At 64.0% G+C, this 12,401-nt stretch carries 13 protein-coding genes; 8 read left to right on the top strand and 5 right to left on the bottom strand.

Annotation, left to right across the window (positions count from 1 at the left end; genetic code table 11):
• Positions 1 to 55: 55 nt before the first annotated feature.
• The 3 genes from QF027_RS34755 to QF027_RS34745 all read right to left on the bottom strand — a co-directional run bounded on the left by QF027_RS34755 (position 56) and on the right by QF027_RS34745 (position 3,791).
• Positions 56 to 2,299, bottom strand: a complete 2,244-nt coding sequence (locus QF027_RS34755) for a hypothetical protein (protein ID WP_307079059.1) — start codon at positions 2,297 to 2,299, stop codon at positions 56 to 58.
• 86 nt (positions 2,300 to 2,385) lie between these two features.
• The gene (locus tag QF027_RS34750) at positions 2,386 to 2,820 is read right to left on the bottom strand and encodes a hypothetical protein (RefSeq protein ID WP_306975665.1); all 435 of its coding nucleotides are present in this window, start codon (positions 2,818 to 2,820) and stop codon (positions 2,386 to 2,388) included.
• Between the two features lie 263 nt (positions 2,821 to 3,083).
• On the bottom strand, positions 3,084 to 3,791 hold the full coding sequence (locus tag QF027_RS34745; protein WP_307079057.1) for a hypothetical protein: 708 nt from the start codon (positions 3,789 to 3,791) through the stop codon (positions 3,084 to 3,086).
• A gap of 1,004 nt (positions 3,792 to 4,795) precedes the next feature.
• Here QF027_RS34745 and QF027_RS34740 point away from each other — a divergent pair.
• From QF027_RS34740 to QF027_RS34705, 8 genes are all read left to right on the top strand, one after another.
• Positions 4,796 to 5,071 carry a Scr1 family TA system antitoxin-like transcriptional regulator gene (locus QF027_RS34740; RefSeq protein ID WP_307079055.1) on the top strand — a complete coding sequence of 92 codons (276 nt, stop codon included), beginning with the start codon at positions 4,796 to 4,798 and terminating at the stop codon, positions 5,069 to 5,071.
• Positions 5,053 to 5,262 (top strand): Scr1 family TA system antitoxin-like transcriptional regulator, encoded by a 210-nt coding sequence (locus QF027_RS34735; protein WP_307079053.1) that lies wholly within the window; start codon positions 5,053 to 5,055, stop codon positions 5,260 to 5,262. The genes QF027_RS34740 and QF027_RS34735 overlap by 19 nt, the downstream gene beginning before the upstream one ends.
• Positions 5,259 to 5,435, top strand: a complete 177-nt coding sequence (locus tag QF027_RS34730) for a DUF397 domain-containing protein (RefSeq protein WP_306975671.1) — start codon at positions 5,259 to 5,261, stop codon at positions 5,433 to 5,435. The genes QF027_RS34735 and QF027_RS34730 overlap by 4 nt, the downstream gene beginning before the upstream one ends.
• Positions 5,436 to 5,643: 208 nt before the next feature.
• Positions 5,644 to 5,982, top strand: coding sequence for a hypothetical protein (locus tag QF027_RS34725; RefSeq protein ID WP_306975673.1), 339 nt, complete (start codon positions 5,644 to 5,646; stop codon positions 5,980 to 5,982).
• Positions 5,983 to 6,214: 232 nt separating this feature from the next.
• On the top strand, positions 6,215 to 7,354 hold the full coding sequence (locus QF027_RS34720; protein ID WP_307079050.1) for a hypothetical protein: 1,140 nt from the start codon (positions 6,215 to 6,217) through the stop codon (positions 7,352 to 7,354).
• 81 nt (positions 7,355 to 7,435) lie between these two features.
• Positions 7,436 to 7,933: a hypothetical protein gene (locus QF027_RS34715; protein WP_306975679.1), complete on the top strand. Its 498-nt coding sequence runs from the start codon at positions 7,436 to 7,438 to the stop codon at positions 7,931 to 7,933.
• 48 nt (positions 7,934 to 7,981) lie between these two features.
• Positions 7,982 to 8,488, top strand: a complete 507-nt coding sequence (locus QF027_RS34710) for a hypothetical protein (RefSeq protein WP_307079048.1) — start codon at positions 7,982 to 7,984, stop codon at positions 8,486 to 8,488.
• A gap of 214 nt (positions 8,489 to 8,702) precedes the next feature.
• Positions 8,703 to 9,053 carry a DUF4333 domain-containing protein gene (locus QF027_RS34705; protein WP_307079046.1) on the top strand — a complete coding sequence of 117 codons (351 nt, stop codon included), beginning with the start codon at positions 8,703 to 8,705 and terminating at the stop codon, positions 9,051 to 9,053.
• A 487-nt stretch (positions 9,054 to 9,540) separates the two neighbouring features.
• On the opposite strand, the gene QF027_RS34700 is transcribed toward QF027_RS34705, so the two are convergent.
• A complete protein-coding gene (locus tag QF027_RS34700; protein ID WP_307079044.1) occupies positions 9,541 to 10,863 on the bottom strand; it encodes a S8 family serine peptidase in 1,323 nt (440 codons plus the stop codon).
• A gap of 94 nt (positions 10,864 to 10,957) precedes the next feature.
• Positions 10,958 to 12,367, bottom strand: a complete 1,410-nt coding sequence (locus QF027_RS34695) for a WXG100 family type VII secretion target (RefSeq protein WP_307079042.1) — start codon at positions 12,365 to 12,367, stop codon at positions 10,958 to 10,960.
• Positions 12,368 to 12,401 lie beyond the last annotated feature (34 nt).

Below are 12,401 nucleotides of genomic sequence, written 5' to 3'. Positions count from 1 at the left end.
AACCTGAACGCACTGTCGGTGGCCCTCAGGTCACGCCCGAGCACCCCGGTCAGCCTTACGATGCACCCCTCTTGTCCTGACCGTATCCATCCAAATTGCTGTCGGCCGAATGGAAACCTACCTCGACCTCGTTGGCCAAGATATTCTGGTAGTCGGCAACATGACCTTGCCCCTGCGCCTCTGCGGAACTTCGGTAGGCATCCTGCAGAACCGCCGTGGCGGAAGACTTCGCGTTTTCCCAGTCACCGCCGCTGGCATACACCGTGTCCCCCTTGGTGTCCCGTTCGGTTCCCTGGACGATCTGGTTGATGAGATCACCGGTGACCGTGGTTGCGATACCACCGACTCCGGCACCGACGGCCGGCGTGGCGATGAAGGAGGTGCCGACACCGATGCCGGTGCCCACGATGCCCGCCGCATAGCTGCCCGCACGCCCCATGGCGTCGTTGTATGCCTTGTCGGCCTCCGCGCCGGCTCCGATATCCGATTCCCGTCTGCCGATCGCAATGCTGCCCTGGACCTCGCCGGAGGACCTAGCGATCTCCCTGAGTGCGGTGTCTGTGGTCCCTTCGAAGGCCTCGGGGTGCTGGAGGTGGTAGTCGATGAGGTTGGATGTGTACGCGCTCTCGCCGAGGTTGATTGCCGCATAACCGTCCGGGTCCTTGCCAACAGTCATGAGGAAGCGTGAGATGTCCCGCTCTTCGAAGCCAGCCGCAGTGCCCGAGATCGGATAGATCTGCTCCTTGTTGTCGGGCCCGTCAGGATTGTGAGACTGGTCATTTGTCATTGTCTGGTGAATGTCCGGCATGTACTCACCGGCCATCCGGCCCAAACTGTCCTGCATCCCGTCGTGAGCCAACGCGTCGTCCCTGGAAACGGCATGGACGATCTCATTCATGAGGGCGGCCTGCTTCTCGTTGTGAGCCGGGGTGTCCGCCGAGGGGCTGGCGTCGTACGCGTGGCCAGTGGTGGCGGATTCCAGAGCATGACCGAGATTGTTGTAACCGCTGGGGTTCTTCGAGTCACCCGTGTAGGCCGCGCCGTCGGGCCAATGCCGGTCCTTCATCAGGTAGTCGAGGTGATCGACCTTCTCGCCATTGACTGAAGTCTCCGAGCCGAAGAACTCAGTGGAGGCTTCCGGGTTGTGCCCCAGGGCGTCCATGTACCCCGCCATCGGGTCGAGCGCCCCGATGTTGGTCGTACCCAGCGTGCGCGGGTACCCCCAGTACGCGTCCGGGTTCTGCCCCGCGTTGGCGCCGTTCTTCTCCGCGGTGATCAGCGCGTCGCCGTAGTCCTGGAGGAAGTCCTTGTCCCACTTGCCCTCGCTCATCAGGCTGCTGGTGAGCTGGTAGCCGCTGAGGCCGTACGGCGACTCGGTGGGGTTGGCGTTGAAGTCGCGCTGGCCCGCCTTGAGCAGGTCGTTCTGGAACTTGGTGATGTCCTTGTCGGGCTTCCCGTTGTCGTCCGACGTGGTGGCCGTGCCGATGGTGGTGCCCAGGTTCGCCTTGAGCTCTTTGAGTTGGGCCAGCTGCGCCTTGGAGAGGGTGGTGCCGGCCGGCGGGCTCATGAGCTCGTTGTACTTGCTCAGCATGTTCTCGCCGCCGGTCTTGACCGCGAAGTCCCTTGAGAACTCCGGGTCGTTCTTGTTGGCGGAGAGGAGCAGGTTGAGCTTGGTGATCTCGGCGTCGGAGAGCCGGCCCTTCTTGTTCATCAGGGCGGCCGCCTGGTCGGCTTCGACGGAGTCGAGGGTGGTGTAGACGCTGGTGTTGAAGGACTGGCTGTCACCGTTCGCGTCACGTTCCAGAGCCGAACTGGCGGCCTCGTCCGCGGCGGTGGCCACTTCCAGAACCCGCGTCAGCCGGGAGACGAGCGAGTCCAGCTTCTTCTTGCGTTCCTCGGCGAGACCCGGCGAGGCGGAAGCGGTCGGGCTGTCCTGCCGCGGATCGACGTCCTCGACGCGCCCGTCGTCGTAGACCTTGTAGTGGTCGTTGCGGGCCTCGTCGAGCAAGGCGTGCAACTGCTTCTGGGACGCGGCGAATTCGCCGTGGGCGTCCAGCAGCAGCTTGGCAATGCGCTCCGCCTCGGTGGCGGCGTTCTCGTACTCCGTACGAGCCTTGCCCATGGTGACGAAGGCCGCCTCGGCCGCGTCACCCTCCCAGTGGCCCTTGAGGTGGTTGATGACCCGCTGCTCGAACTCCCGCTGCAACGCGTCGTACTTGGCCGGCAACGCTTTCCAGGACGCGGCGGCGTCGGCCAGCGGGCCGAGGTCGGCCTTGTCGAGGTAGGGGATGGACACCATGTGCGACTGCTCCTTGTGAGGTGGTTCCGGTCCGACTCGATGGGCTCACCCGGGCGGTGCGACGACGTCGGCCCGGGCGGCCCCATTCACCCGAAGGGCGTGCTGATCGAGCGCTGCCGGGCCTGTTCCTCCTGCTCGGTGCTGGTGTAGTGGCCCGAGGTGGTGTGGAGCTTGTCGCTGATGTCCTGGAGCAGGCTCTTGAGGTTGAGGACCTGGGAACCCCAGCGGACGTCCATGGTCACCAGGGAACCGGCGGTGGCCCAGGAGCCCGCCTCGGCCATGCCCCCGGCACTGTGCTTGTTCAGCCCCCGGGATGCGCTCAGGCAGTCGTCGTCGGCGCCGTTGTCGACGTTCTCGGTGTCACCGCGCAGTTCGACGAGGGCGTTGGCAGCCTGGTCGAGACGCTGGGTGTCGACGTTCGTACCGCCACCGCCGCCCCCGCCACCGCCCTCTGCGGGCACGGAGTTCAGCCGCGTCTGAGTGGAGCCGCCCTGGTGTGGCCCATCGAAGGGAGTACTCATCCCTTGTCCCATCCCCGTTGTGAAAGTGGTGGGCATGCCCGGTCCGCTCACTCACACACGGATTTCGTTGCATCCGTACGACGTGAGGCGCCCACTCCGGCCGAGTCTCGCGCTCGGCGACGTAGGCAAGGACATGCCAATCAAGCAGGGCGAAGATACCGGATCTTCCTTCGCGTGGACCACCGTTCACCGGACCGTAAGACGCGAACGCGAAACGGCTCGGCGGGCAGCTGCCCACCGAGCCGTTCACCGCTCCCCGAAGGTCAGGCCGCGGGCGCCTCCACGACCGCCCCGGACGGCGCCTTCGCCCCCACCGACCCGCCGAAGTCAGAGTCCGTGAGGTCCTGCATGTCGTCCCGGGTGCTGTCCTGCTTGATGAAGTACGGCTTACCGGTGGTCGCCACGTACCACGTGACGGACTCCCCCTTCTCCGTCAGGACGACCGGCACCGCCTGCTGACCGTCCACTGTGGCGGCCTTGCCCTTGGTCACCTTGCTGCCGGCGTCGAGCGTGTCGGGGGCGCTGAGCTGCTCCTGGTGACACCAGCTGGCGAGCTTCGCCATGAGCGCGTTGCTCGACGTGCCATGGGTCCACTTCTCGGTGGAGAACGCGCTCTCCCCGAGCGCGGAGTTCAAGCCCTTGGCGAAGGCCGAATCGGGCTTCGCCCAGATGTCGTTGCCCTTGCGGATGATCTCGAAGGAACCCTTCTCCGAGATTTCGACGGTGCCGACACATTCCGTGGCGGAGAGCCGCAGATCACTCTTGGTGCCCTCGCGCTCCATCTTCTCGTGGAAGGATCCCGCCTGGGCATTGGTCTTCATGCCGGTGTCGTAGATCTCCTTCGCGGAGAGCTTCTCGATACCGTTCGCCTTCGCGGCGGGACTGGCGTCGGCCCCCTTGGACGGCGTGGACCCGGCAGCCGCGGACTGCGCGGTATCGCTGTCGTCATTACAGGCCGTGAGCGACGTCAACGCGAGTGCGCAAACCAGCGCAGCAGTGGCACGCCGAACGGACTGGACATGCATGCGCATGAAAACCCCCGTGATGAATTTCAATTGCGGACGAACATGGTTTGACCATTCAAGCAAGGGGGCGCTCTGCACCCCAACTCGGCTCCAGTTGGGCGGACTTGCAGCCCGAGCACCTCGGGGCGTCACACCTGGGACCCGATCAGCCGTCGCAGCCTAGCGGAATCCCCTCACACGATCCAAACAGCGAAAGACAAGCGAAAATCCGGCAAGGAAAGACATCGCAGCGGATCCTTCACCCTTTCGACACGGACACTCCACCCAACCCGTCGCGATTGCCGCCCGCTGCGGAGACGAGCACCGACATGCCGACGTGCGCGGCCACCTGTATCCGGTGCGCTTCGGGCGTGCAAGTGTGCGAGCGCAGGCGCGAATCCGCCGGCGGCGACGCCACAGCGACCCGGAGATCATCGGGGGAGGTACGGCACACCAGCACTGCTGGGAGATGTACCGACTGCACAGCCAGAACGCGGACGTCGAGACGCAGTCGCTGCTGGTCCACCCAGATACGACGCCGCCAACGCGGTCTGCGTTTCCCCGGCCTCCCGCAGCTTCGGCGTCCGCCGCTCAGCGGTCCCTGGAATGCAGAACGGCTTGGGCGTAGGCGATACGGAAATCCACGCGCTGAGGGTCAAAGTGGAAGACCTTGTTGACACCCCGGTATTCTGCTCCACAAGTGTCGGCACCACCTGGTCGAGCGCGCCGCCGAGCTTTCTGCTCGCGGCCCGGTACAGGTTGGCGTCGCCGGAGTGCCGGGGCACGGAAACTCCCAGATCGTCGATCTTGCCTCCAGCGACACCGAAGGCTCGCATGCCTTGTTCCTCGACGGTCCTCACGGCGCTGCCCCCGACAGCGGCGACGATGTCGTCGGCTCGCTTGAGCGAGTCAGCGGCCTTCGATCCCGCTTCTAACACGTTCAGCGGGATCTTGACGACTTTCAAGGCAAGTTGGAAGCCATCTGCGAGCGCGGTCGGACGTACGAAGTCCAGCTCGTTCCCTGGCTCTTGCAGACGGCCGAGTACGGGCGCGCGGTGACAGTCGCGTCTCGCGCTTGGCAGACGGCAGAGCAGATCGACCAGTTCGTCGAGGTACGGCTTGCCCGTCAGCGACGCCTGACAGACACGGCCGCCCCTCGAACTCTGGGCGGTCCTGGCCGAAGGGGTTCTACGCCAGCAAGTTGGACGCGCGCGGCGCACACTCAGGTATGTTCGGTCCGTATCTAGTGCTGAGCTTCCCACGAGTCGCTTCGCTCGATCTCGTACTCACAGAGATCCCGTCGGGCAACATCTGGGGGGAGCAGGAGCCTGAAGTAGCCTACTGCCGCGCTCTCTTCGACGACGCACGCACCACTGCACTGCCGCCAACGGAATCACTCGCGCTGATCCATCGCATCGCGAAGGAGTACCGGACTTGAGCCGTGAAGACCACATGCCGACCGCCTTCGCAGAAGCAGTGTGGCGCGCGAGCAGCTACAGCGGCGGGCAGGGAAACCGCGTGGAGGTCACCTACGGCTTCGCCGCCGCACTCCCCGTCCGCGACAGCAAGCTCCCGGCCGGCTCCGCGCTTATATTCAGCCACAACGCCTAGAACGCCTTTCTCTGCCAACTTCGGTGACCAGTCGTACACAACAGCGGGCCCGGCGTGCCAGCGGGCTTGAGGAATCTGCTTCGGCTCCACTCGCGGAAAAGCACCGAGCATTACCGTAATAGCTTCACCCATTCGCCACTGACAAATCCGCACCACTTGACTAGATTTTTTGCACCATCTTTAAAAGAGTCGACATTAGGGATAGATCATGTCAATCGGAACGGGCATCGACGATCCGGTAGCCCTGAATCGTGCTGGCGTCGGCGCGCACGAGATGGCGAGTCGAACACGAACCGTCGGCGCTCACCCCGTGGACGAAACCCGCTCGGCGTCCAGGGACTTCGACAGCGGCAACTGGGATGGTGGGTTGGGCGGAACCCTGACCGGACTGGCGGAGGTCTGGTCAAGTCAGGTATCTGCGCTCGCAACCAACTGCGACAGCCTCGCCAGTCAATGCGGCGGTACAGGCATGCTCTATCAGCGCACCGAAGAGACGAACACGCAGGCCATGCACTCGCTGTCCAGCAAGCCCTCCCCGTTCGGCTGAGCCAGCCCCAGATCCATCAGCCACCAGAGCCACCGGTCCGACAAACACATAACGCCACGGGGGAATCGCCGCAGCAATGCCCACCTATGAGCAGCTGTACCACCTCAACCTCAGCAACCTCAAAGCCGCCGCTGGCCGCTGGCAGGAGACGGCCACCAAGTTCAAAGATCTGCACACCTCGTACGGTGACCAGGTGGTTCGGCCCTTCCGAAGGGCCGGCTGGACCCAGCCCGTGCTGACGGCGGGGAAGGCGAACAACGACGTACGCGTCGCCCACCAGGAGTTCGAAGACGCTCACAACGAGGCGAAGGGCATCGCCGGTGTCCTTGCCTCACTCCATGCAGAGCTCCAAAGAGCCAAGGCCGACCTCCATCATCTCGCCGACGTCGACGCCCCGAATCAGGACTTGCACGTCAGCGCCACCGGCGTCGTCAGTCCACGCCACAACCTCTCCCAGGACGCCGGTGCCCGTCACGACCCCGAAGGCCAGGCCCTCATCCGCGAACAGCAGCAGGCATGCGACGCCTTCGTCCGCCGTATCGAAGCCGTCCTACAGCGTGCCGCCGACGCCGACGAGACAGCCTGTTGGGCGCTGCGCCGCGACCTCGGCACAAGCCGAAGTGACTTCAACTCGAAGGTCGTCGTCTCCCTCGATGATGCCGCCACGACCCGCGCGGCCGAACTGAAGAAGAAGGACGCCAAGGTGAAGACCGACGGCTGGATCGCTGAGGGCAAGGCCGAAACTTCTGGCCTCGGCGTCGGAGCATCGGCCAACGGCCCCGACACCGGGGCTGGCAGCCTGGGTGAGGCCGAGGCGCATGCCGACCTCGGCCGCGCCAGCGCGGAGGGCTCGCTCACCAACGGCATCTTCAAACTCGCGGGGGAGGCCGAGGCGTACGCCGGAGCCAAGGCAGGGTTGAACAGCGGCTTCAACAACGAGGGGGGCCAGGGCGGCGCCAGTGCCTTCGCAGGCGGTGAGGCCTCGGCCAAGGGCAGCGCCTATGTCGGCCCCGTCGGTGTCTACGGCCGGGCAGAAGGCAAGGCGGGCGCCGAGGTGACGTCCACTGCAACTGCCAATCGCGAGGGACTGACCCTGACCACGGACGCGTTTGCCGGGGCGAAGGGCGGCGGCGCCGTGGGAGCGGATGTCGGCGGTATCGCAGCGGGCGCGACGGCAGAGGGCTGGGCCGGTATCGGCTATGAAGCGGAGGCGGCCCTCGGTAAGACCGAAGACGGCAAGTGGAAGATCGATACGCATTACGGTGCCGCTCTGGGCCTGGGTGGCGCCGTGGGCTATGAGTTCACCGTCAACCCGGGGAAGGTCGGAGACACGATTGGTGACATCGCCGACGGGCTTGGCCGTCTGTTCTGACGCCGGATTCCGCAGCCCCACTCAGCCTGGGCACACCGGTGATAGCCCCCAGGTACCCAGCAGTAGCAAGGAGAGACCGAGATGGCCACGACTCTGCCCGTAGCGATCGAGTTCGAGCTGCCGCACGGCTGGCGTGCTGCACCGCCCGACGAGGTGGGTGCGCCTGATACGGCGTTCATCGCCTTGCATCCCCAGCCGGACGCCGGGTTCACCGCGAACATCACGATCGACGGCGAGTATCTCCCGGACTCGGCGACGCTTCGCGAAATCGCCGACGGTTCGGTGGCACGGGTGCGGAAGGCCGGTGCAGTGGTCGAAATCACCGATCGGCGCGAGATGGGCTCTAAGGAGGTACCCGGCCTCATCCAGAAACTGGCCATCGCTGCCACTGTCAGCGGCGTGCCTCGCGACCTCGTCCAGACTCAGGCGTACTTGTGTCTGCTGGACGTCGCAGATCCACACAAAAGGGCAGTGATCCGGCTGGTCTTGACATCCACCGCGGCCCAACACCAGGCCGTGGTGGGTGACTTCGAAGACTTCGTGCGCACGGTCCGGCCGGGAACCAGGGCGGTATCGTAGCCGCAGTCGACCTTGCACCTGCAATCCGCACCCTCATAGATTGACATCATGGGACTTTTCGACAAGCTGACCGGAACGATGCGCCCCGCCGACGGCATCACCCCGCTTTCCGCCGATGAGGTTCACGCGGCTCTGCTCAGCCTCAACGGTCCTGACGTTCCATACGTCGTCCGGGCCGGCCACGAGGAGGGCGCGGACCTGGTGGCCGAATGGCGTCTCCTGGAACCCGCCTGGCGAACCTTCTTCGTTCGCACTCAGCTGAGCCGGGTGTTCAAGGTCCATATGCGTCTGGTCCCGGAGAAGAACGAAGTTCGTACCCTCGACCAGCAATTCGAGGTCGACTGGGTCGGCGACACACCCCGGCTCGCCGTGGCAGCCGAGGTGCAGCGTGGTCAGGTGAGGACCGTCTCAAAGCAGCGGACGCTCAGCAGAAACGAGGAAGGCAACCGAGAAGAGGCGTTCAGTTTCGACAGCAACGACCTGAAAGATCCCCTGCAGACTGTCGTCCTGAAGTCCGGCTGGATCTGGCGGGCTGTCATCTCCGGCAAGCTGTGAGAATTCTGGAAGCATCCGCTTTCTCGTAGAAGCACCCTTCGCCGTAGGCGGCGTTTTCACAAAAATAGGCGCCTTTGGTGGAATCCAGGCTGCCGATGTCAGGTCAGCTCAAGTGAAGAGCGCATGGAGCAACTCCTCCGTTCAGTCTAATTCTCAACTGACAAGTATGCTTCTCGCGCCTCTTTCTTCCTCGATCACCTATATCGGAGCCCCCATGACCATGCCCCGACTGTTCGTAGCAACTTCAGTCATTTCGGCCGTAACCTTCAGCATGCTGCTCGTCGGCTGCTCGGCCTCGGTCAACGTCGACAAGTCTGAGCCAAAGCTGTCTGCGGACAAACTGGCCACCACACTCGCAAAGAAGCTCGCTGCCACAACAGGCCAGCCGACGCCAGACGTCTCCTGCCCCGAGGATCTCACTGGTAAGGCCGGAACCACCACCCGGTGCACACTGACGACGGGCGATGGAAGCACCCTGGGCGTGACGGTCACCGTCTCCTCTGTTGACGGAGACCAGATCAACTTCGGCTTTGAAGCCGACGACAAGGCTTCCCCTGCGAGTTGACCTATCTTCAGAATTGCACAGCCTCATTCCAAGACTTCGTAGCGGAGATCACCACTCCTGCTGCCAATGAAGTTGGGTCAGCGACGGGGATTCGACCTCCAGGGGGCCGGCGCTGCCCGGCATGCGCCGAGCACTGCCCACCACAGTCCAAGGTCCTCACTCACCGTCCTCCCGCCTCCCGGCGATCCAGAGGCGAGCGCTGAGCGCGCGTCACGTCGTACGACCGGGTACACGAGAGCTGTCACCCGAGCGCACACTTGCGCGACGGCCGGGATAGGAGGACGTACATACTGAGCGCCGTCCGGTGATAACAACAGCACCGCCATAGCGAGCACGGAGATCACGAGGCCCGCCTCGCATGGATCAGCCGGCGCACGATACGAAGTCTGACCGTCCTGCGGCATGACAGCACCGTGGGCGCAATGACGAACTGGTCGTCATTGCGCCCACGGATATTCGGATCAGATGGGGCCGCTGATGCCCGGGCCTACTGCTGCGGCGGCCAATCGCTGTGAGGCGGGGTGGGCTGCTGCTGGTACGGGTTCTGCTGAGGCTGAGCGGCCTGTTGGTATGGGTTCTGCTGGGGCGGGAAGGGTTGCTGACCATATTGCTGGTAGGGAGCCGGTCCCGCCGGCCCTCCGTTGTTGTTCTTGTTTCGCCGGGACAGCTTCCCGATCAGGAGAACGATGAGGCCGAGCACTACCAGGGCGACGACAGCGAGGGCGACAAAGAAGAGCATTTGCTTCTGGTCTGCCTTTTCGTTTTCTGCGGCGGAGCCGACGTCGGACTCATCAGTGCTCGATGCAGCGGAAGAGCTCTCAGACCCTGGAACCTTGAGCGGTCCGTACTGAGAGCCTGCGGGGATATCCTTCGTCAACGCCGCCAGCGGGTTGACGATACCGTAGCCGTACTTCGGGTCCGGGAGGGAAATACCCTTGGCCGATGCGGGGATGACAGCGGTCTTCACAAGTCGGTTAGCGATTTGTCCAGCTGTAAGGTCAGGGAACTTCGCCCGGATCAACGCCGCAGCGGCAGAAACAAAGGCGGTGGCATCCGAAGTTCCATCTCCGATGCTGAGCTTATCATTACCAGGCCACCCTGCATGCACGATGCGAGCAGCGGGCGCAGCGAGAAGGACCTCCGGCCCATAGTTGGATTTTGCCCAAATCTTTCCGCTACTGTCCACTCCCCCGACAGCTACTACGCCCGGATATTTCGCAGGAAACTGAATATTGGTGTTCCCATTATTACCCGAACCTGAGACAATCAAGACATTGCGCTTGAGTGCATACGCCACGGCATCTCGGTCTTGCGGGAGATCTTGGGTCTGAAATTCGGATACGTTGATGACTGAGGCGCCTTGGTCCACCGCATAGCGGATTGCGTCCGCATAACCATCAGTACCCGACCGAATAGGGAGAACCTTCGCATCCGGCGCTAGCCCCTTGATGCCATCTTCTTCTCCTTGGCCATGACCATGACCAGCAATAATCGAAGCCATTGCCGTGCCGTGACCTGCCCCCGAATTGCTCCCCTCAGGACTTGGATCATCGTCACCATCCTTGAAATCTCGACCCTTGAGCACGTTGTTTTTTAGGTCGATGTGATCGGAATTCACCCCATTGTCAATAAGGGCAACAATGACACCCTTGCCCGTTGAAACCTTCCAGACTGATTCGGCCTGCAATGCTTCGAGCGCCCACTGGTCACGTCTGGTCTGGTCAGCAGAGGCAGCAGGAGCCGCCGTCAGGATCAGCGCGCCAGTCAGTGCCGTGGCGCTCAGCGCGCTCATCGCTTGCCTGAAGGCCATTCCGTCTTCCCTCTTCCAGTACCGAACATGGGCGTGGCCCGGAAGCCACGCCCACGCATCCTGTCACGTGCTGGTGAGCACTGAGCAGAAGGAACTACTCGATGACCCGCGGCGCTGCGTTGGTCTCCGGAGTCCAGGTCTCCTCGTCCTCTACCAGGTAGTCGGGGCGCTCGCCCTCGCGCTGCTCGCCTTCCTTGCGACGGCCGGTGCGTGAATTGGGGGCACCTGCGATGCCGCCCTTGCGGACAGCACTGGCCCCCTTTCCTGCAGCACCGCGACTACTGTGCAGTCCCGTGCCGCCAGCAGTGCCCCTGCCCGCGCCTGTGCCGGACTTCGGTGTGCCACCCACTACGCCACCACGAGTCGTGCCCCCGACACGTCCGGCAGCGCCCTTGGCAGCGCCTGCGCCGCCCACGCCGCCAGCACCGGCGCGGCCTGCCGCGCCCGCACCACCGGCACGAGCGGCACGACCGATCATGCCGCCGCGAGCAGCACCCGCTCCCGCTGTCCCGCCGACTGCGCCGCCGACGAAACCAGCACCGCCACCGATGCCACCGCCCGCAGCGGATCCGCCGCCGACAGGGCCCCCGCTACCGACTGTCGGCGTACCAACGCGTCCACCGGCGATGCCATCAATCGCTGTTCCTACATTCGGGGTCTGCGGCGTTGCCTTATGCGCCCCGCCGGTAATGCCCGAAGGGGGAGCCACAGACTTGGAGGAGCCGATGGTGCTCGTCTGGCCACTGCTGTGAGCGCTGCCTGCCGAGACTTTCCGCGGGCTTCGCGTGGCGGTTCCTGTAGGCACGATCACGGGAGCCGGGGCAACGCCGCCACTAGGATCACCAGGATAGTCCTGGGACTCCTCAATGCTGCCCTTCCATTTCCCCATCTCCATGGCTCGACTGTTATAAGCCGCCCCCAAAATCTCCATCTGCTCAGCCATCTTGAGCTGAGCCTCTCGCCCCGCCGACAGGCTGCCCTCATTATTGGCGAGGACATCTCCCGAACTGGCTCCGCTCTTAAGGGCGTTGTCGGCAGCTGGACCGCCGTCCCGGTCGCCAAGATCGCCGAGGTAGTCCGCCGCGCTGGAGAGCTTGCCCGGCTTCTCCATCGCCATGACCGTGTCCTTGACACGCGAGAGGATCGCAGCCGCGCCACGGAGGGACGCCGCGACGTTGTCCGCATACCCGGCACTGTCGGTGAGCGTTTTACTGATCTCCTTGGCCCGCTCCCTGAAAAGATCTGCGCTCTGACCTTCCCAATGGCCCAGGACGTGCTGGACAGCGGTATCAAGAGCCTCCTTGATACCGCCGCTGCCGACGAGGTCATTGCTGAGATCTGCCCAGCCCTGTGCGACCGAACGGACCGTTCCCGCGTCTGCGCCCTGGACCATCGCCTTCATCTGGTCCATGTCACACTCAAGCCCAAATTTCGTGGTGGGCTTTGCCGCAAAGCACTGGTTTGCCGGCACGTATTGCAGGTCGCCGATGCCCTTGTCGCCCATGGCTACTGCCCCCTCATCTCCATGTAGCAGAACA

The sequence above is a fragment of the Streptomyces canus genome (genome assembly GCF_030816965.1).
Classification (GTDB): domain Bacteria; phylum Actinomycetota; class Actinomycetes; order Streptomycetales; family Streptomycetaceae; genus Streptomyces; species Streptomyces canus_E.
The sequence above is the reverse complement of the archived record's forward strand: the minus strand, read 5'-3'. Positions and strand labels throughout refer to the sequence as shown.